A 20,692-nucleotide genomic window follows, 5' to 3' on the forward strand; every position below is an offset into this window, starting at 1 on the left:
AAACGCCTAAGTCCGCTTTAACCCAAAAGGCGCGGCTCTTTTTTATCGGCAGGCAGGGCCACTTCCCCGAATCCCAGCACACCGAAAGTGCTGCGGCAAAGATAATGGTCTGTCAGGGAGACTCCAAATCACGGTTTCTTACTCTGTGTAACCGCGACAGACCTTGAGCGTCACATCGTAACGCCTTGTTATTAAACCACTTTAAACGTTAACAGGCAGACAATCTCTCGTCTGCCTGTTAACAAGTGTTACATACCGTTAACGGCTCAGTTGGCCTGGCGGCGCAGGAAAGCCGGTATCTCCAGCTGGTCGTCTTCCTGGGTCGACCTGGTCTGCGGCGTCAACCGGCCCTGATCGTCGAGCTGACCGCGGCGCGGCGCGTAAAGCTGCGGATCCTGGCTGGCAAGGCGGCGCATTTCCGGCGCCGCCTGGCGCAGTTTCGGTTCGCGCGGCTGTGCCGGCTGCAACCGGGCCGGCTCTTCTTCGCGGCGCGTCAGCCCGTTGGTCAGCCGCTTGAGCAGCCCCATCGGCCCGCTGTTTTCATGGTCGGCCGGACGGCCCTTGGCTTCCACCTCGGCCCGCACCACAGGCGGAAAATCCTCCACCCGCGGCATGCGCTGCGGTGCGGCAGCCACCGGCTGCGGCATTTCCCGCATCGGCGCCGGTTGCATCACCTGCTGCACGACAGGCTGCGGCTGGGCAGGCGGGGCCTGGAAGATCTTGCTCTGCGGGCGGAAATCTTCCGCCTGGGCCATCGGCGTCGGACGAGCCATTGCCGCCGCATTGGCCTCGGCAAGTTGGATCGCCTCGGCCACCGGATCGGCCGCGCGCTGCTCATAGGTCTGCTGCTGGACCGGTGCCGGACGGCCTTCCGCCCCCGGAGCCGCTGGGCGGCTGACCGGCTTCTGCTGCGGCGGCACGGCCCGGATCGAGATCGGCGCCGCGGCAATTTCAGCTGCCGATTTGTCGATGCCGGTGGCGACCACCGAGACGCGGATGACGCCTTCGAGTTCCTCGTCGAAGGTGGCGCCGAGGATGATGTTGGCGTCCTGATCGACTTCCTCGCGGATGCGGGTCGCGGCCTCGTCGACTTCGAACAGGGTTAGGTCGCGGCCGCCGGTGATCGAGATCAGCAGGCCCTTGGCGCCCCTCATCGAGGTCTCGTCGAGCAACGGATTGGCGATCGCCGCCTCGGCGGCGGCCATCGCGCGGCCCTCGCCCGAAGCTTCGCCGGTGCCCATCATCGCCTTGCCCATTTCGCGCATCACCGAACGCACGTCGGCGAAGTCGAGATTGATCAGACCTTCCTTGACCATCAGGTCGGTGATGCAGGCAACACCGGAGTAGAGCACCTGGTCGGCCATGGCGAAGGCGTCGGCAAAGGTGGTCTTGTCATTGGCCAGCCGGAACAGGTTCTGGTTGGGGATGACGATCAGGGTATCGACACATTTCTGCAGCTCCTCGATGCCGAGATCCGCCGTCTTCATGCGGCGCTGGCCTTCGAAATGGAACGGCTTGGTGACGACGCCGACGGTGAGGATACCCCGTTCGCGCGCCGCGCGGGCAACCACGGGAGCCGCACCGGTTCCGGTGCCGCCACCCATACCGGCGGTGACGAAGCACATATGGGTGTTGGAGAGATGATCGATGATCTCATCGATGCACTCTTCCGCCGCCGCACGGCCCACTTCAGGCTGCGAGCCGGCGCCGAGCCCCTCGGTTACATGCGCGCCGAGCTGGATCAGCCGCTCGGCCTTCGACATGGTCAGCGCCTGTGCATCGGTGTTGGCCACGACGAACTCGACACCGCGCAAGCCCGCGGTGATCATGTTGTTGACGGCATTGCCGCCGCCGCCGCCGACACCGAATACGGTGATCCGCGGCTTGAGCTCGGTGATGTCCGGCTTTTGCAGATTGATCGTCATTGTCTCCGTCCTTTGCCTTTCCCGCCGCTTCGCCGCCGCGGCCGCCTATGGGGCTGTCCCCGTCAATTAGAAACTGTCTCTCAACCACTGACTCATGCGATGCAGTTTTCCGCCCGTCCCGGTCATCCTGAGACCGGAAATTCCTTTCGCCGGATGGCTCTCGAAGCTCGCCATCTGCGGATAGATCAGCAGCCCGACCGCCGTCGAGAAAGCCGGCCCCTTGGCAGCTTCCGGCAGGCCCGCCACGCCGAGCGGGCGTCCGATGCGCACATTGCGTCCCAGAATGCGGCGCGCCGCCTCGGGGAGACCCGCAAGCTGGCTGGCGCCGCCGGTCAGCACGACGCGTTTTCCCACGGCATTGCCGTAGCCCGACTTGTTCAGCCGGTCGCGCAACAGTTCCAGCGTCTCGTCGATGCGGGCGCGGATGACGCGCGTCATCACCGAGCGCGGGATCTGCAGCGGCATCTCGCCGTCTTCGCCGATCGGCTGGATCGAGACCAGGTCGCGATCGTCGGCACTGCCGGGCAGCGCCGAACCATGCATCACCTTCAGCCGCTCCGCGGCGTCGAGCGAGGTCGACAGGCCCTTGGCCATATCGAGCGTCACATGATTGCCGCCGATGGCAATGGCATCGGCGTGGACGAATTTGCCTTCCGAAAACACCGAGATGGTCGTCGTGCCGCCGCCCATGTCGATGCAGGCCGCACCCATTTCCAGTTCGTCGTCGACCAGGGCCGCAAGCCCGCTGGCATAGGGCGTCGCCACCATGCGCTCGACCGAAAGATGCGAGCGGTTGATGCAGAGCTCCAGATTGCGCAGCGGCGCGGCATCGCCCGTCAGCACATGCATATCGACGCCGAGTTGGTCGCCGACCATGCCGCGCGGATCGCGCACGCCGCGCTCGGCGTCCAGCGAAAAGCCGACGGGCAGCGAATGGATCACGTCGCGTTCGGCCTTGAGCGCCTGCTTGGCGCCGGCGGCAAGCACGCGCTTGATGTCGGCTTCGTCGGCCTGATGGCCACCGAGATTGATGGTGGCCGAATAGGTTTCGCTCTTCAGCCGGCCGGCCGTCATGTTGACGATCAGCGAATCCACGGTCAGTCCCGCCATGCGTTCGGCTGCGTCGACGGACAGGCGAATGGCGTGCTCCGCGCGGTCGAGATCGACGACCACGCCCGACTTCACGCCTTGCGATTTCTGGTGGCCGATGCCGATCACCTGGATGCGGTGCGAGCGGCCGCGCAACAGCTTGCCGTCCTCGCGCGGCTTCAGTTTCGCCACCACGCAGCAAACCTTGCTGGAGCCGACATCCAGCACGGTGAGCGTGCCGGAACGCCGCGAAGAGGCATCGCTGTTGCCGCCAAGCCAGCTCATATCTTCGTCCCCGACTTGCGCTTCAGATTTTGCGGCTTTTCATTGAGCGCGGCCTGGCGCTGCGTCGCCGCTTCCGGCGTCAGCTGCACCACCAGGCGATCGGAGATGCGCATGTCGACGGCGGCGATGTCCCGCGTCAGAAGCCCGTTGTCGTGGTCCATCCGAACCAGATCGGCAATCGCCTGATCCTCGCCATCCTCGGGCAGCTTGATCGTGATGCCGTTTTCCAGCTTAAGGTCCCAGCGCCGTTCGCCGATGCGGATATAGCCTTTGACCCGAGCCGCGAGCTCGGGAAATTTGTTGATCTTGGCCACGAAGTCGGGGGCCTTGGCCGGCGCGCCGGTGCCGATGATCAGCGGCAGCAGCGCCTGCTTGCCGCCGGAGAACGGCGCGATCACCGCGCCGGAGCGTTCGATGACCGAAAGCTCCGCGCCCTGCTGCCAGAGCGCGAAGGGCTCGCGCTCCTCGACACGCACTTCCAGCGTATGTGGATAGACCTTGCGCACCGCCGCCACTTCGACCCAGGGCAAGGTATCAATACGTTCACGCGCGGCCTCGGCATCGAAGCCGATCAGTGACGTCCAGCCGTCGAGCTCGAGCCGGTCCAGTATGTCGATCTCCGAAGTCTGGCGGTTGCCGACCACCTTGATCTGGTCGACGGCAAAGCCGGTCCGGGCGGTGATGCTCTGGACGATGTCGTCGGCATGACCGCCGAGAATGGCGCCATAGAGGCTGCTTGATGCAATGAGCGAAGCCGACAGGATGGCCGCGGAAAAGCGCGGCGCGACGAAGTCGCCGCCGCCCAGGCGCGCCAGCACGCGCACCGGCCGGCGCAGCACGCGCGGCAGCACGAAATGGTCGAACGACAACGGCATGCCGAACAGCGCCGGCCCGGCGCCGCCCCTGCCCTTGTCCTGTCCCCATTTCAACGCAGACACGAAGCGTCCTCCACCATCCAACTCAACAATTCGCCAAACGAGTGCCCGGCCTGGGCGGCGATTTCAGGCACCAAAGACGTCGGCGTCATGCCCGGCTGAGTGTTGATCTCGAGCCAGACAATCTCGCCGTTTTCGGAGTGACGGTCGTCATAGCGGAAGTCCGATCGGGAAACGCCCCGGCAGCCGATAGCCAGATGTGCCTTGAGCGCCAGTGTCTGTATTTTTTGGTAAATATTTGATGAAATTTTAGCAGGGATTTCGTGTTTTGATCCGCCGGCGACGTATTTTGAATCATAGTCGTAGAAGGAATGGCCGGTCGGAATGATCTCGCAGACGCCGAGCGCCACGTCGCCCATGACGGCGCAGGTCAGCTCGCGCCCATGGATGTAGCGCTCGACCATGACGGTCTCGCCATATTTCCATTCGGACGAGCCGATGACCTGCGGCGGATGCGACTGCCCTTCATGCACGATGACGACGCCGAAGCTTGAGCCTTCATTGACCGGCTTGACCACGTAGGGCGGCTTCATCGGATGCTTGTTCTGGATGGCAAAGCGGCTGGCAACCTTCGATTCCGCCACCGCGATGCCGGCAGCCTTGGCGACCTTCTTGGCTTGCTCCTTGTTCATGGCGAGCGCCGAGGCGAGCACGCCCGAATGGGTGTAGGGAATGGCCAGATATTCGAGGATGCCCTGGATGGTGCCGTCTTCACCGAACGGGCCGTGCAGTGCGTTGAAGACGACATCGGGCTTGAGTTCGGTGAGCACGGCGCCGACATCGCGCGCAACATCGACGCGGGTAACCTGGTAGCCTTCATTCTCAAGCGCATCCGCACACGCCTTTCCCGAAGACAGAGACACGGGCCGCTCGGACGAGAATCCGCCCAGGAGGACAGCCACATGCTTGTTCTTCATATCCCGTCATCCCTCTCACGGCGGGCCCGCAACCACGCATTCAGCGACCAGATTGAGTCCGAGTCTCCCGGCAGGTTGCCCCCCAGACGGAAAACGCGGTCGACGCGTCGAACGACTCAAATCAGGAAACGCTTTAAGGCAGAGAATCAGAGAGTTGATTCGCTGGCAAGTGCTTATGATTCCGACAGATTCACTTTCCGCGAAAACGGCCGGAAAAAGCGTGTTGTGAGTCTTTGGAGCAACGGTGGCGCTGTTGTTTCAGACCGTTTGAAGTTCAAGCATCACATGAACTTCAGCTTGCGCTAAAGAAGCTGTCCGAGGAATTCCTGCACGGCATGGCCGGGGCGGAAATTGCCGAGCCGCTTGATTTCCCACTGCAGGCGGATGCCTGAATTTTCAAGCACGCGGGCGCGCACCGTCTCGCCGAGATATTCGAGATCGTATCCGGTCGCTGTTCCGGTGTTGATCATGAAGTTGCAGTGCATCGGCGACATCTGCGCGCCGCCGATCATCAGCCCGCGGCAGCCGGCCTTGTCGATTTCCTTCCAGGCCGAGGTGCCTTCCGGATTCTTGAAGGTCGAGCCGCCGGTCTTCTCGCGGATGGGCTGCACCGTCTCGCGATGCGTCTGGACGGCGTCCATGGCCGCCTTGATCGCCGCCTGGTCTTCCAAAACGCCCTCGAAAATGGCGGAGGTGAAGATCAGCCCGGCAGGTGCGGCCGAGTGACGATAGGCATAGCCCATTTCTTCATTGCTGAGCGTGTGGAGATTGCCCTTGCGATCGAGTGCGCGCACTTCCACGACGCGCTCGCGCGTCTCGACGCCATTGGCGCCTGCATTCATCCGCAGCGCCCCGCCGATGGCGCCGGGAATGCCGTGATAGAAATGAAAGCCGCCAATGCCGGCCTCATAAGCGACGGCCGCGACGCGCTTGTCGGGCGTCGCAGCACCGGCCTTGATGACGGTCGGCGAAACCACCTCGGCCTCGCCAAAGCCCTTTGCCGAAAGCCGGATGACGAAACCCGGAATGCCGCCGTCGCGCACCAGGAGGTTGGAGCCGATACCGACGATGGTGAGCGGGATGTCCTCCGGCACGGCGCGCAGGAAGGCAGCCAGATCCTCCTCGTCGGCCGGCTGGAACAGGGCGTCCGCCAGACCGCCGGCGCGGAACCAGGTGATCTTGTCCATCTCGGCATTGGGCGTGATGCGGCCGCGCAGGCCGGCAAGCCGGTCGCCAAGTTTGTCGAGCAGGTCCTGGCCGCGCATCATGAGACGGTACCGCCGAGTTCCCCAGGCAGCGCATAGGCCCATTGGGTGATGTTGCCGGCGCCCAGGAAGATGACGAAGTCGCCCGGTTTCGCCAACGCGCGAATGACGGGCGAAATCGCGGCAGGGGTTTCGACGTAGCGCGCATCGCGATGGCCGCCGGAGCGGATGCGCGACACCAGCGCCTCCGAGGTCACGCCGTCGATCGGCTCCTCGCCCGCCGCATAGACCGGCGCCACCATCACCGTGTCGGCATCGTTGAAACAGACCGAAAACTCGTCGAACAGATCGTGCAGCCGGGTGAAGCGGTGCGGCTGCGCAATGGCGATGACGCGGCCCTTGGTGGCGCTGCGCGCCGCTTTCAACACCGCCGTGATCTCGACCGGGTGGTGGCCGTAATCGTCGAAGATGTCGACGCCGTTCCACGAGCCGGTGTGGGTGAAGCGCCGCTTGACGCCGGCAAAGGACGACAGCCCCTTCTTGATCGCTTCGGCCGACAGGCCGAGTTCATGCGCGACCGCAATTGCGGCGGTGGCGTTGGAGACGTTGTGGCGGCCGGGCATCGGCAGCCGCAGATCCGATATCGTCGTCTGGCCGCCGGTCTTGCGGTCGCGGATCACCACGTCGAATGCCGAGACGGCACCGGCCATGCGGTGGTTGGTGAAACGCACATCGGCCTGCGCGTTCTCGCCATAGGTGATGACGCGGCGGTCCTCGATGCGGCTGACCAGCGCCTGTACTTCCGGATGGTCGGTGCACATCACGCCAAAACCGTAGAACGGCACGTTCTCGACGAATTGCCGGAAGGCCTCGCGCACCTTGTCGAAACTGCCATAATGGTCCAGATGCTCGGGATCGATGTTGGTGACGACGGCGATCTCGGCCGGCAGCTTGAGGAAGGTGCCGTCGCTTTCGTCGGCTTCGACCACCATCCACTCGCCATCGCCCATACGGGCATTGGTGCCATAGGCATTGATGATGCCGCCATTGATCACCGTCGGGTCGAGCCCGCCGGCATCGAGCAGCGTCGCCACCATCGACGTGGTTGTGGTCTTGCCATGCGTGCCACCGATCGCGACCGCCTGGCGGAAGCGCATCAGTTCGGCCAGCATCTCGGCCCGGCGGACAATTGGGAGCAACTTCTCCCGCGCGGCCTTCAGCTCGGGATTGGATTTCTTGATCGCGGTGGAGACGACCACCACTTCGGCCGCGCCGATATTCTCGGCCTTGTGGCCGACAAAGCATTCGATGCCCTTGTCGCGCAGCCGCTGGACATTGGCGCTGTCGGCCTGGTCCGAACCCTGCACCTTGTAGCCGAGATTGTGCAGAACCTCGGCGATGCCGCTCATGCCGATCCCGCCAATGCCGATGAAATGCACAAGGCCGATGGTCTGCGGCATCTTCATCAATGCGTCCCTTTCCTGAAATCCGAAACGGTTTTTCTGGACGCAATAGCCTCTGTGAGATCAGCGAGCAACCGTGCCGCGTTCGGCCGGCCAGCCGACTTCGCTCCGGCAGCCATGGCCGTCAGCCGCTCGGGAGTGTCCATCAGCCCGCCAATGAGAGCCGCGATGCGCTCCGGCGACAGTGACGATTGCGGATGCACCTCGCCGCCGCCCGCCGCGGCAAGGGCGGCTGCGTTCGCCGCCTGATCGTGATCCAGCGCATAGGGATAAGGCACCAGCAGCGCCGGCCGGCCGATGACGGCGATCTCCGAAACCGTCGAGGCGCCGGAGCGCGAGATCACCAGATGCGCCGCGCCCATGCGCTGTGCCATATCGGTGAAGAAGGGCGAGACCTCGACATGGACGCCGAGTGCCGCATAGCCAGCCTTCACCCGCGCCACGTCGTCGGCGCGGGCCTGCTGGGTGATCCCCAGCCGCTTGCGCTGCGCCTCCGGCAGAAGTGCGATCGCCGCCGGCATGGCATCGGAAAAGAACTGCGCGCCCTGGCTGCCGCCGAACACCAGGAGCCTGAACGGATCCGCCCCTTGGGATGCCTTATAGGGCGTCTTTGCCGCCTCCAGGATTGGCGGCCTGACCGGATTGCCGGTCGTCACCGTCTTGGCGCCTGTGGCGCTTTCATCTTGCGGCAGGAAGCCGCCGGCAATGGCATCGACGCGCCCGGACAGCGCCCGGTTGGCGCGGCCCATCACCGCGTTCTGCTCATGGATCAGCGTCGGCAGCTTGCGCCGCGTCGCGGCATAGAGCGGTGGCAAGGTCGGATAACCGCCAAAGCCGACGACCGCATCAGGCTTGATCCTGGCGATGACGGCGGAGGCCTGGCGCACGCCGCGCCAGATCTTCCAGAACGCGCCAAGCAGCGCGACAGGGTTTTTCGAGCCCATCGTCGCCGACTGGATCGGATGGATGGCGGCGGCCGGGAAATGGCCGGCAAAGCGCTCGGCGCGGTCGTCCGTCGCCAGATGCACGCTCCAGCCGCGCTCGATCAGCTCATGCGCCAGCGCCTCGGCCGGAAACAAATGTCCGCCTGTTCCGCCCGCCGCGAGAAGGATGACACCCCGCGCCATATCACTCCGCCGGCAGGGCGCGCTGCGACAGGGCAAAGCCCATCTGCTTGCGCTTTTCCGGTCGCTTGCGGGTCAGCGCCAGCACCATGCCCATCGAGATGGCAATGGCGATCTGCGAGGAGCCGCCATAGGAGATGAAAGGCAGCGTCATGCCCTTGGCCGGCATCAGTTGCAGGTTGACGCACATGTTGATGACCGACTGCAGGCCGAACACGGTGACGAGACCGCCGACGGCGTAGCGGGTGAAATCATCATGTTCCTTCAGCGCCGTGCTGAGGCCGCGCAGCACGATGAAGGCGAAGATCGACATGATGAAGAAGCACATGATCAGCCCGAACTCTTCGCCGGCGACCGAAAACACGAAGTCGGCATGCGCGTCGGGAATGACCCGCTTGACCGTGCCCTCGCCCGGCCCGACGCCGAACCAGTGGCCGTTGATCAGCGCCTCGCGGCCCATGTCGACCTGGAACGTGTCGCCTTCGCCGGTCAGGAATTTGTCGATGCGGGCGGCAACGTGCGGGAACACAGTGTAGGCGGCAAACAGGCCGCCGGCGCCGGTGGCGCCAAGCGCGATGATCCATAGCCAGGGCAGGCCGGCCATGAAGAACATGACGCCCCAGGTGCCGGTCACCAGCATGGTCTGGCCGAGATCGGGCTGCGCCACCAGAAGCGAGATGACCAGGATCAGCAGCAGCATGGCAAACAAATTGCCCGGAATGTCGGGCTGGCGCTTGTGTTCGGCGAACAGCCAGGCGCAGACGATGACGAAAGCGGGTTTCAGGAATTCCGACGGCTGGATCGACATGCCGACAAACGACACCCAGCGCCGCGCGCCTTTCACCTCGACGCCGATATAGAGCACGGCCACCATCAGCACCAGCATGATGCCCAGGATGATCAGCGCCATGCGCCGGATCTGCCGCGATTCCAGGAAGGACACTGCCAGCATCACGCCGAGCGCCGGCACGGTGAAGATGATCTGCCTGGTGGCAAAGTGGAAACTGTCGAGGCCGATGCGTTCGGCCACCGCCGGGCTTGCCGCAAAGGACAAGACGATGCCAAGCCCCATCAGCGACAGGAACGCCGCCAGGAACCAGCGATCGATCGTCCACCACCAGGTTGCAACCGGGCTTTTGTCGAGACGGCTTTGCATTATCGTGCCCCTCCGATGGGTTTCACGCCCTCGATAGCATTCGCAGCTTGCCTGAAGGCTTCGCCGCGAACTTCGAAATTCTTGAACTGGTCGAAACTGGCGCAGGCCGGCGACAGCAGCACCACCGCCTCGCCGCTGTCATCCTTGGCCGCGTCTTTCGCGGCATGGTCGACCGCGGCGGCCAGCGTGCCCGAGATTTCATAGGGCACGGCTTCGCCGAGCGTCGCCGAGAACGCGGGCGCCGCCTCGCCGATCAGATAGGCCTTGGCGATGCGTGGGAAAAAACCGCGCAGCGGCTCGATGCCGCCTTCCTTGGGCAGTCCGCCAGCGATCCAGTAAATGCGCGAAAAACTCGACAGCGCGGGTGCCGCCGCATCGGCATTGGTCGCCTTGGAATCGTTGACAAACAGCACGTGGTCCTTGCGTCCGACCTGCTCCATGCGATGCGCGAGGCCTGGAAAGCTCTCCAGTCCCGCCTGGATCTCGCCCAGGCTCAAGCCGACCCTGAGGCAGGCGGCAACAGCGGCAAGCGCGTTCTGCGCATTGTGCTGGCCGCGCAACGAACCGATGCCTTCGAGGAAGGCGACGCGGCTGTAGCGGCCATGGACGGCTTCCATCAGATCGGAACCGTCTGCGAAATAACCGTCGGTCAGCGGCAGCCGCTTGGAGATGCGGATCACCTCCCGGCCCGCCCTCTCCAGCCGGTCAGCGATCTGCGCGCACCAGGAATCGTCAACGCCGACGATCGCCGTCTCGCTGCCGGCAACCAGCCGCTCCTTGATCGAAGCGTAATGCTGCATGGTGCCGTGGCGGTCGAGATGGTCGGGCGTCAGGTTGAGCAGGATGCCGGCCGTCGGGTTGATCGAGGGCGCGAGATCGATCTGGTAGGACGAACACTCGACGACATAGTCCCGGTCAGCCTGCGGTGGATCGAGCGTCATGATGGCCCGGCCGATATTGCCGCCCATTTGCGTGTCGCGCCCTGCCGATTTGAGGATATGCGCGGTCAACGCCGTGGTCGTCGACTTGCCGTTGGTGCCGGTGATAGCGATGAACGGCGCATCAGGCGCGCGCGCAATCCGCTCGCGGCAGAACAATTCGATATCGCCGATCACCTCGACGCCGGAGCCACGCGCCAACTCCACCGTCCAGTGCGGCTTGGGATGCGTCAGCGGCACGCCGGGCGAGAGCACGAAGGCCGAGAATTTCGACCAGTCGGCGCCGCGCAGATCGGCGGTCGCAATGCCTTGGTCAGCAGCCTTGGCGACGCTATCGGGATTGTCGTCCCAGGCAAGCACGTCGGCGCCGCCCTCGATCAGCGCGCGCGCCGTGGCGATCCCCGAGCCACCGAGCCCGAAGAGCGAAACGCGTTTGCCCGAAAAGGATGCGGCGGGGATCAAGCGGGTTCCTATCTCAGCTTGAGGGTCGACAGGCCGACCAGCGCCAGGATGACGGCGATGATCCAGAAGCGGATCACCACCTGGCTTTCGGTCCAGCCGAGCTTTTCGAAATGATGATGGATAGGCGCCATCAGGAAGACGCGCTTGCCGGTCATCTTGAAGTAGCCGACCTGGATGATGACCGACAGGATTTCCACGACGAACAATCCGCCGACGATGACCAGCACGATTTCGTGCTTGGTGGCGACCGCGACCGTACCGATCAGGCCACCCATGGCCAGCGAACCGGTGTCGCCCATGAAGATCGCTGCCGGTGGCGCGTTGAACCAGAGGAAGCCGAGGCCGGCGCCGATGACGGCGCCAAGCACGACAGCCAGCTCGCCGGTGCCGGGCACGAAATGAATCTGCAGATATTCGGCGAACACCGCGTTGCCGGAGAGGTAGGCGATGACGCCGAAGGATGCCGCCGCGATCATGATCGGCACGATCGCCAGCCCGTCGAGGCCATCGGTCAAATTCACCGCATTGCCGGCGCCGACAATGACGAAGCAGGAGAACGGCACGAAGAACCAGCCGAGATTGATGATGAATTCCTTGGCGAAGGGGAAAGTCAGCGACGATGAGAACGGCGCCTGGCCATTATGCATGATCGCCCAGGCGGCAATGCCGGCGATGACGAATTCCAGCGCCAGCCGCGCCTTGCCGGAAAAGCCGAGATGCGACTGCTTGGTTACCTTGAGATAGTCGTCGTAAAAGCCGATCGAGCCGAAGCCCAGCGTCACCAAGAGCACCACCCAGACATAGATGCTGGACAGGTTCGCCCATAGAAGCGACGAGCCGACGATGCCGCACAGGATCATCAGCCCGCCCATGGTCGGCGTGCCGGCCTTCTTGAAATGCGTCTGCGGGCCGTCGGCACGGATCGGCTGGCCCTTGCCTTGCCGCAGCCTCAGCGAATTGATGATGGTCGGCCCGAAGATGAAGACGATCAGCGCCGAGGTGATCAGCGCACCGCCGGTGCGGAAGGTTATGTAGCGGAAGACATTGAAGACCGAGACCTTGTCCGCAAAATCGACGAGCAATGTAAACATACGATTCCGTTCCCCGGACTAGTTCTGTTTCGTGCCTGCGGCTTCCGCCGGATATTTGCCGAGCAAGGCCTCGACCAGCTTTGAAAAGCCGATGCCTTTCGACGATTTGATCATCACCACGTCGCCGGCCTTCAGCGTCGACAACAGCAGCGGCTTCAATTCCTCGGCGCCGGCGCGGTATTCCGTTTTGATCTCGTCGGGCAGGATGTCTGCCAGCGCCCGCATTTCCGGGCCGCCGAGAAAGACCGTGTGCGTGCCGGTCCCGACGATCAGTTCGGCCAGGGCTGCATGCAGCTTGGCCGAATGGTCGCCGAGCTCGAGCATGTCGCCGAGCACGGCGATGCGCCGGCCCTCGCCCGTGACAGGCGTCGCATTGAGCAGCGCCATGGCAGCAGCCATCGAGGCCGGATTGGCGTTGTAGCTCTCGTCGATCAGTGTGATCAGTCCCTTGGGATGGCGCAGCACATGGCGCTTGCCACGGCCGCGTTCGGCGGAGAGATCGGCCAGCGCTTCCGCCACCTTTGCGATGTCGGCTTCAACGAGATGCGCCGCGCCAAGAACGGCGAGCACATTCTGTACCATGTGGCGGCCGGGCGCGCCGATCCGGGCAACGACATCCTGCCCGCCGATCCTGGCGGCAATGTCGGAATGATCGGCATGCAGCTCGCATCTGGTGAGCTTGTAGGTCGAGCGGGCGTTCTCACCGAAGCCAAAGACATGTTCGACGCCGGCGGCCCGCGCCATCTTGTCGAGCAGCTTCCAGCGCGCATCGTCGCGGTTGAGCAAGGCCGCACCGCGGGGCTCGATGCCTTCGAAAATCTCGGCCTTGGCCTTGGCGATCTCGTCGAGATTTCTGAAGAAGCCGAGATGCGCGGCGGCAATCATCGTGACGATGGCCACATGTGGCCGGACCATCTTGACCAGCGGCCGGATCTCGCCGGGATGGTTCATGCCGATCTCGAACACCGCATAGTCGCAATCATCCGGCATCCGCGCCAGCGTCAGCGGCACGCCCCAATGATTGTTGAAGGACTGCGCCGAGGCATGCACCGTGCCGACGGTCGACAGCACATGGCGCAGCGCCTCCTTCGTGGTGGTCTTGCCGGCCGATCCGGTCACCGCGATGATTTTTGCGTTGGAACGGGCGCGGGCGGCAACACCAAGTTTCTCCAGTGCTGCCAGCACATCCTGCACGACGATCATCGGCGCCGTCAGCCGCCCGAGCGACGGCAATTTGACTTCGGCGACGACCAGAACGCCGGCGCCGGCCTTGATCGCCGCGGTCGCGAAGTCATGGCCGTCCATCGCCTCGCCCTTGATGGCGAAGAAGGCGTCGCCCGGCTGCAGGCTGCGGCTGTCGATCGAGATCCCCGAAATTCCCTCCGGCATCGGCCCGAGCGGCCGACCGCCCATGGCGTCGACCAGCGCCTCGGAAGTCCAGAGCACGCTCATGCGGCCCGCTCCCGCAGCGCCGAGCGGACTTCCTCGTGGTCGGAGAAGGGAAACGTCTCGGCGCCGATGGTCTGGCCCTCTTCATGGCCCTTCCCGGCAACGATCAGCGTATCGCCCGCTTTGAGCATGGCGACCGCTTCGTGGATCGCCTTGCGGCGGTCGCCGATTTCAATCGCGCGGGGCGCGGCTGCCAGGATCGCGGCACGGATCGTTTCCGGCACTTCCGAGCGCGGATTGTCGTCGGTGACGATGACGACATCGGCCAGCCGCGTGGCGATTTCGCCCATGATCGGCCGCTTGCCCCGGTCGCGGTCGCCGCCGCAGCCGAACACGACGATGACGCGACCGGTGGTGAACGGGCGCACGGCGGCCAGCACATTTTCCAGCGCATCCGGCTTGTGGGCATAGTCGACATAGACGGGCGCGCCATTGGCGGTGGCGCCGACAAGGTCGAGCCGTCCCGGTGCCCCCTGAAGTTTCTCCAATGCCATCAAAGCTTTGGCGACCGGCGTTCCAGTGGAAATGGCCAGCCCGGCCGAAACCAGGGCATTGGCGATCTGGAAGTCACCTGCGAGCGGCAGGTCGATCTCGTAGAGCACGCCGTCGGCTTCGACCTCGGCGCGCTGGCGGTGGCGCTCGTGCTCGACCCGCTTCAGGCGCAGGAAATCGCCATGGCGGCCGACCGTCAGCACCTTGAGCCCGGCGGCCTGCGCAGCCTGGATGGTCGGCGCCGACCACGGATCGTCGGCAAAGATGACCGCCGGCGCGCCTTTCGGCAGCAGCGTGTCCAACAGGCGCAATTTGGCGCGATGGTAGTCCTCGACCGTCGGATGATAGTCCATATGGTCGCGGCCGAGATTGGTGAAACCGCCCGCGGCGAGCTTGACGCCATCAAGGCGGCGCTGGTCGAGACCATGGCTGGAAGCCTCCATCGAGGCGTGGGTGACGCCGGCCTCCGCCAATTCCTTGAGCAACTGGTGCAAAGCCACTGGATCGGGTGTGGTCAACGAACCGTAGTCGTTGCGGCCCGGCGCCACCACGCCGGTGGTGCCAATGGACGCGGCGGCAAAGCCGGCCTGCTCCCAGATCTGCCGGATGAAGGCGGCGACCGAGGTCTTGCCTGCGGTGCCGGTAACCGCGACCATGGTCTCCGGCTGGCTGCCGAAGAAACGTGCCGCGCTCAGCGCCAGCGCCAGGCGTGGGTCGTCGACGCTGAGCACCGGGACGGACAGGCCGGAAACGGCGCTGGCGTTGCCAACGACAACCGCCGCTGCGCCGCGCTTTGCCGCATCGGCGGCATAGGCCGAACCATCCGCCTTGCTGCCGGCGAGCGCGAAAAAGACCACGCCGGTCTTGACCGTGCGGGAATCCGACGAAATCCCGGTTACCTCCACATCGCGGGAAGATGTTCCCTCGACAGGCAGGATACCGGCTAAATCTCTCAGGTGCATCGAACCCCGTTTATCTCAACAAAATGGCGCGCAGTTGCCGGCGCGCCCTAAGAATCACTGATAGGAAACCAGCGTTGCGCCATTTTCATGGCTGAAATCTGGCTTCACGCCAAGCATGGCGGCTGCCCGCCTGATGATGTTTCCGGCCATGACACCCGCATTGTTGGCGGCGACGTCGGTCATTCCGGGCTTTTCCGGGTGCGGAGCGTCAGCGATCGTAAACACCAGATACTGCGGATCGTCCATCGGGAAGGCGGCGACGAAGGTGTTGAAATTCAGTTCCTTCGAGTAGCGGCCATTGATCACCTTCTCGGCGGTTCCGGTCTTGCCGCCAACGCGGTAGCCGGGGGCCCTGGCGTTTCTGGCCGAGCCTTTCTCAGCATTGAGCGTGTAGAGGTAGCGCATGCCCTCCACAGTCTTTTCGCTGACCACTCTCTTGGCCACCGCCATGGCATCCTGCTCGCTGCGGACCAGGAAAGTCGGCGGGATCAAATAGCCCTGCATCAGCGCCGCGCAGCCGACGGCGGCCTGCAGCGGCGTCGTCGACACGCCATGGCCGAAGGCGATGGTGAAGGAGTTGACCTGTTTCCAGACCTTCGGTTCCGTCGGGCGCGCGACCTCAGGCAGTTCGGTCTGCATCCTGTCCAGAAGGCCAAGGCGATGCAGGAATTCGCGGTGCCCCTCGATGCCGACCATTTCGGCCTCACGCGCCGATCCGATGTTGGAGGAGTAAAGGAACACCTCCGGCAATGACAGCACGCGGTTCTTGCCGTGGAAATCGTGAATGGCCTGATGGCCGACCCGGATCGGATGCGAGGCGTCGAAACGGCTGTTCATGTTCGCCTTGCCGGAATCGAGCGCCATGGCCGAGGTAAAGCTCTTGAAGGTCGAGCCCATCTCGTAGAGGCCGGCCGACATGCGGTTCAGCCGATCCTTGTCCTGCGCATTGAAGGGATTGTTCGGATCGAAATCCGGCACCGAGGCCATCGCCACCACTTCGCCGGTCTTGATGTTGAGCACGACGGCGCCGGCGCCCATGGCGCGATAGCGCTCGAGGCCGGCGGCAATCTCGTCGCGCACCACATGCTGGACGCGCAGGTCGATCGACAGCTGAACCGGCTTCAGATCCTTGGCGATCGCAAGGCCTGAGGCCTGCAGGTCGCTTAAGCCCTGCTCGTCAATGTATTTCTCCATGCCGGAGATGCCCTGATTGTCGATGTTGGTGAGGCCGACAATGTAGGACGAGGTCACGCCGGCCGGATAGAAGCGGCGCTTTTCGGTGCGAAAGCCGATTCCGGGAATGCCGAGCTGCATGATGTCGGCCTGCTGCTTGGGCGTCAGCTGCCGCTGCAGCCAGACGAAGCCGGCGCCGCTCTTCAGCTTGTGATAGGTCTGCTCGGGGTCGATATCTGGCAGAATGGTCGACAGCTTTTCGATCGCCTCGTCGGCATCGACGATGCGGCGCGGCTCGGCAAACAGCGATGCCGTCTTGATGTCGGTCGCCAGCACCTCGCCGTTGCGGTCGACGATGTCGGGACGCGACGCCGTCACCCGGCTTTGCGGCCCATTCGACATGTCGGGGGACTGGAAACCGAGATAGACCAGCCGCCCGGCGATGGTCGAATAGATGCCGAAGAACACCGCCATCGTCATCACGATGCGAGTCTTGGCCTTGCCGCCGGTCGCCTTGCGCGCGCCTTCGACCACGATGGAGCCGTCCTCGCCGGTCCGTGCGCGGCGCTTCAGCAATTTGCCGACCGACGGAAGTTTGGCGCGCATTGGAAATCCAGCGATCATTGGACGATGGCTCCGGTGACCACGGGATCCTTGTCGGCTGGTCCTTTGCCGGAATTGTCGGCCATGCCGCCAAGCCGCTGCGACGACAGGTCCTCGATGTTGAGCGGTTTTGCCGGCAGGTCGTCGAGCCCGACGATCTGCCGCGCATTGACCGGCTCGAGTGCGAGCTGCGATTTGTAGATTTCAGCCAGCTTCTGCAGGCGCGACGGCTGGGTCAGCAGGCTCCAGTCGGCCTTGAGCAGGTCGATCGTGTCCTCCTCATAGCGGATCTGCGCCTCGATCTTCTGCACCGAAGCCAGCTGTTCCTCGGCCTCGCGCTTGGCCTTGTAGGTCAGAGCCGCGGCCGAGACCATGACGGCGATCAGGACTATGTCGCTGGTTCGAAACACGTATTCACCTCTCTCGCGGCGCCTGGATGCCGGGAAGTTTTGGAAGGCCGAAAATGGTGAGATCCCCGGCGCGCGCCGGCGCCTCGGTGCGGATGGCGGCGCGCAGCCTGGCCGAGCGCGCCCGCGGATTGGCAGCGACCTCCGCATCGCCTGCCGTCACGCCGCCACCGGCCTTGCGGAAGGTCGCGGTGCGCGCATGCGCCTCGGGCAAATGACGTGAGCCGGTGGCGACGTCGGCGCGGTCGGCGATGAACCGCTTGACGATGCGGTCTTCCAGCGAATGGAACGTCACCACGGCAAGCCGCCCGCCGGGCTTCAATATCCGCTCCGACGCCACCAGAGCCTTGGCCAATTCGCTCAACTCGTCATTGACGAAAATGCGCAGCGCCTGGAAGACGCGGGTGGCCGGATGAATCTTGTCCTTCGGCGCGCGGCCGATATGCGTTTCGATGGCGTCGGCGAGATCGAGCGTGCGCTCGAACGGACGTTTTTCGCGGCGTGACTCGATCATGCGGGCAATGCGGCCGGCATTCCGCTCTTCGCCGAGGAAGCCGAAGATGCGGGCAAGGTCGCCTATCTTGAACGAATTGACGACGTCGGCAGCACTCAAGCCCGCCTGCGCCATGCGCATGTCGAGCGGCCCGTCGGTGCGGAACGAAAAGCCGCGCTCGGGCTGGTCGACCTGCATGGAGGAAATGCCGATGTCGAGGACAACGCCGTCGGCGCTTTCGACCTGCTCGTCCAGCGTCGAAAATGGCGCCTGCACCAGCCTTAGCCTGCCGCCGGATTGCTGTTCCAGGCCGCGCCCGGCGGCAATCGCATCGGGATCGCGATCGATCGCCACCACCGAGGCGCCGCTCGCCAAGATCGCCTTGGTGTAGCCGCCGGCGCCAAACGTGCCGTCGACGATCACATCGCCGGCTTTGGGTGAGAGCGCCTCCAGCACTTCGGCGAGGAGGACCGGAATGTGGCGGACCGGTCCGCCAACGGCGCTGAGATCATCGCCGTGATCCGCCATCATTCCGGCCGCTCCCCAGCCTTGGCCTCGTGAGCCTTCGTCCCCTGCCGAAGCTGCAAAAGCCGAGCGCGCGCCTGCGCCCCATAGGCGGCCAGCCGTCCAGGCTCCCAAACTTGAAAGAAATTGCCACGGCCGACAAAGGCCACTTCGCTCGTGATGCCCGTATGCTCGCGGATGAAATCGCTCATCGTGATGCGGCCATCCTGATCGAGCTTCAGGAACGTCCCGTCGCCATGGCAGAAGAACGACATATCGTCCGCCGTCTGCAAAAAAGGGTCTTCCAGCGCGATGCGCTGCTCGTAGCGGTCGAGCAGATCGAGCCCGCCGACATCCATCGCAGGCACGTCCAGGCCGCGCAGCGCATAGAGTTCCGAATAGCCACGCTTCTGCACGACCGCACGGAAATGCGCCGGAACGGAGACCCGCCCCTTGGCATCGATCCTGTTCACCGCGCTTGACAGAAACCGGTCCATGACACGCTGCAGCCGCTTCCGCCGCCGCACCCCTCTCCATGTTTTCGTCCGCGCCGAAGCGCGTCCCCTGCCGAAAATCCGCTTCGGTCCCAGCGGCAAAACCCCGCAAACGCACAGCCGCCGCGGCTGCCCGATTGGCGTACGCTTTACCCTGACGCGGAACGAAGGCTTTGGTATCGAAATGGGATATCATGGGGCACTATGGGCGTCAACGGGAACAGGCTTCACAAACGCGCGCGCCACAACCGGTGAGAGCAGCTCTGACAACACTCCCGTCTTTATCTCCCATTAAGCCTAACGAACCGTTTAGAGCGGGCTGGCCCAAGCGGAAGCGGCTTGCCGCGCATCACTGCCGCGAATAGCGTCGTCAGTCTTTTCGCTGAGCAACAAGGTCAGAAATCCATGTCCGAAACAGCAAGGTCCCGCGCGGCCTCCCTTGCCCATCTGCGGCGCGACGGACTTGCCAAAGGCGACCCCATCCCATTGCCGCTGACCATGGCCGCTATTTTCCACAACCCGGGCGACGGCGCCGGCTACAGCCAGTACGGCCGCTACAGCAACGCCACCTGGGATGCAGTCGAGCACATGCTGGCGCATCTCGAAGACGCGCCATGCGTCGGCTTCCCATCCGGAATGGCGGCAATCTCGGCGGTGTTTTTCGGCCTGTTGAAATCCGGCGACCGCGTGCTTTTGCCTTCGGACGGCTACCATGCCACACGGGCGCTGGCGGAACGCTTCCTCAAGCCCTTCGGCGTCGCCTATGATCTGCGGCCGACAGCTACATTCCTCGATGGCGGCTTCGGCGGCTACCGCCTTGTCTACGTTGAAACCCCGTCAAATCCGCGATTGGACATTTGCGACATCACAGCCGTCACCGAGGCCGCGCACCAAGCGGGCGCGATCGTCGTCGTCGACAACACTACGATGACGCCGTTCGGCCAGCGCCCGCTCGATCTCGGCGCCGACATTGTCGTTGCTGCCGACACCAAGGCGGCCAATGGGCATTCCGACGTGCTGTTCGGCCATGTCGCCAGCCGCAATCCAGATATCATCGCGGCCGTCACCGGCTGGCGCGAGACCGCGGGCGGCATTCCCGGCCCGTTCGAGGCTTGGCTGGTGCATCGCGGCCTGGAGACGCTGGACGTACGCTTCGACCGCATGTGTTCTTCTGCCGAGGTGATCGCGAAGCGCCTGAAAGACCATCGCGCCGTTAGCGGCTTGCGCTACCCCGGGCTGGAGGGCGACTCGTCGCACAACCTCGCCCGGGCGCAGATGGAGCGCTTCGGCTTCCTCATGTCCTTCGAACTCGCTTCCGAAGACAAGGCCGAGGATTTCATCAACAACTGCACGCTGATGCAGGCGGCAACGTCGTTCGGGGGTGTCCACACCTCCGCCGAGCGGCGGGCCAAGCGAGGAGATTCGGTTCCGCCCGGCTTCGTGCGCCTGTCGGTGGGCTGCGAGCCGGTGGAAGAACTCTGGCAGGCGATCGAGGCATCGCTGGACAAGATCGGCGTCTGAACTG

Annotated in this window: 17 protein-coding genes; 1 reads left to right on the plus strand and 16 read right to left on the minus strand. The window is 64.2% G+C overall.

Annotated features, from left to right (window positions below; translation table 11 throughout):
• Window positions 1–266: 266 nt before the first annotated feature.
• From ftsZ to mraZ, 16 genes are all read right to left on the minus strand, one after another.
• A complete protein-coding gene (gene ftsZ, locus NKI96_RS07100; protein WP_023712437.1) occupies window positions 267–1,925 on the minus strand; it encodes a cell division protein FtsZ in 1,659 nt (552 codons plus the stop codon).
• A 66-nt stretch (window positions 1,926–1,991) separates the two neighbouring features.
• The gene (gene ftsA, locus NKI96_RS07105) at window positions 1,992–3,299 is read right to left on the minus strand and encodes a cell division protein FtsA (RefSeq protein ID WP_023688034.1); all 1,308 of its coding nucleotides are present in this window, start codon (window positions 3,297–3,299) and stop codon (window positions 1,992–1,994) included.
• Window positions 3,296–4,237 (minus strand): cell division protein FtsQ/DivIB, encoded by a 942-nt coding sequence (locus NKI96_RS07110; protein WP_023688033.1) that lies wholly within the window; start codon window positions 4,235–4,237, stop codon window positions 3,296–3,298. The genes ftsA and NKI96_RS07110 overlap by 4 nt, the downstream gene beginning before the upstream one ends.
• Entirely contained in the window at window positions 4,225–5,151 is a 927-nt protein-coding gene (locus NKI96_RS07115) for a D-alanine--D-alanine ligase (protein ID WP_023668279.1), read from the minus strand. The genes NKI96_RS07110 and NKI96_RS07115 overlap by 13 nt, the downstream gene beginning before the upstream one ends.
• A gap of 302 nt (window positions 5,152–5,453) precedes the next feature.
• Entirely contained in the window at window positions 5,454–6,419 is a 966-nt protein-coding gene (gene murB, locus NKI96_RS07120; protein WP_031198380.1) for a UDP-N-acetylmuramate dehydrogenase, read from the minus strand.
• Window positions 6,416–7,822 carry a UDP-N-acetylmuramate--L-alanine ligase gene (gene murC / locus NKI96_RS07125; RefSeq protein WP_023668277.1) on the minus strand — a complete coding sequence of 469 codons (1,407 nt, stop codon included), beginning with the start codon at window positions 7,820–7,822 and terminating at the stop codon, window positions 6,416–6,418. Before murC ends, murB begins: the two co-directional genes overlap by 4 nt.
• Window positions 7,822–8,946 (minus strand): undecaprenyldiphospho-muramoylpentapeptide beta-N-acetylglucosaminyltransferase, encoded by a 1,125-nt coding sequence (murG, locus tag NKI96_RS07130; RefSeq protein ID WP_352803503.1) that lies wholly within the window; start codon window positions 8,944–8,946, stop codon window positions 7,822–7,824. Before murG ends, murC begins: the two co-directional genes overlap by 1 nt.
• Window position 8,947: 1 nt before the next feature.
• A complete protein-coding gene (gene ftsW, locus NKI96_RS07135; RefSeq protein WP_023668275.1) occupies window positions 8,948–10,099 on the minus strand; it encodes a putative lipid II flippase FtsW in 1,152 nt (383 codons plus the stop codon).
• Window positions 10,099–11,499, minus strand: a complete 1,401-nt coding sequence (gene murD, locus NKI96_RS07140) for a UDP-N-acetylmuramoyl-L-alanine--D-glutamate ligase (protein ID WP_023733073.1) — start codon at window positions 11,497–11,499, stop codon at window positions 10,099–10,101. Before murD ends, ftsW begins: the two co-directional genes overlap by 1 nt.
• 8 nt (window positions 11,500–11,507) lie before the next feature.
• Window positions 11,508–12,590, minus strand: coding sequence for a phospho-N-acetylmuramoyl-pentapeptide-transferase (gene mraY / locus NKI96_RS07145; protein WP_023668273.1), 1,083 nt, complete (start codon window positions 12,588–12,590; stop codon window positions 11,508–11,510).
• Between the two features lie 18 nt (window positions 12,591–12,608).
• Window positions 12,609–14,042, minus strand: coding sequence for a UDP-N-acetylmuramoylalanyl-D-glutamyl-2,6-diaminopimelate--D-alanyl-D-alanine ligase (locus NKI96_RS07150; protein ID WP_352803504.1), 1,434 nt, complete (start codon window positions 14,040–14,042; stop codon window positions 12,609–12,611).
• Window positions 14,039–15,493 (minus strand): UDP-N-acetylmuramoyl-L-alanyl-D-glutamate--2,6-diaminopimelate ligase, encoded by a 1,455-nt coding sequence (locus tag NKI96_RS07155; protein WP_352803505.1) that lies wholly within the window; start codon window positions 15,491–15,493, stop codon window positions 14,039–14,041. The genes NKI96_RS07150 and NKI96_RS07155 overlap by 4 nt, the downstream gene beginning before the upstream one ends.
• Window positions 15,494–15,547: 54 nt before the next feature.
• Window positions 15,548–17,272, minus strand: a complete 1,725-nt coding sequence (locus tag NKI96_RS07160; protein WP_023682141.1) for a peptidoglycan D,D-transpeptidase FtsI family protein — start codon at window positions 17,270–17,272, stop codon at window positions 15,548–15,550.
• Window positions 17,273–17,286: 14 nt separating this feature from the next.
• Window positions 17,287–17,679 (minus strand): cell division protein FtsL, encoded by a 393-nt coding sequence (gene ftsL, locus NKI96_RS07165; RefSeq protein WP_023682142.1) that lies wholly within the window; start codon window positions 17,677–17,679, stop codon window positions 17,287–17,289.
• A 4-nt stretch (window positions 17,680–17,683) separates the two neighbouring features.
• On the minus strand, window positions 17,684–18,700 hold the full coding sequence (gene rsmH / locus NKI96_RS07170; protein ID WP_352668065.1) for a 16S rRNA (cytosine(1402)-N(4))-methyltransferase RsmH: 1,017 nt from the start codon (window positions 18,698–18,700) through the stop codon (window positions 17,684–17,686).
• Entirely contained in the window at window positions 18,697–19,170 is a 474-nt protein-coding gene (gene mraZ, locus NKI96_RS07175; RefSeq protein ID WP_023682144.1) for a division/cell wall cluster transcriptional repressor MraZ, read from the minus strand. Before mraZ ends, rsmH begins: the two co-directional genes overlap by 4 nt.
• A 402-nt stretch (window positions 19,171–19,572) precedes the next feature.
• On the opposite strand from mraZ, the gene NKI96_RS07180 reads away from it, so the two are divergent.
• Complete coding sequence (locus NKI96_RS07180; RefSeq protein WP_352803508.1) at window positions 19,573–20,688, plus strand: cystathionine gamma-lyase; 1,116 nt, start codon at window positions 19,573–19,575, stop codon at window positions 20,686–20,688.
• The last annotated feature ends 4 nt before the right edge of the window (window positions 20,689–20,692 follow it).

It is taken from the genome of Mesorhizobium sp. M0292, assembly GCF_040321695.1.
In the GTDB taxonomy this organism is placed as follows: Bacteria; Pseudomonadota; Alphaproteobacteria; order Rhizobiales; family Rhizobiaceae; genus Mesorhizobium.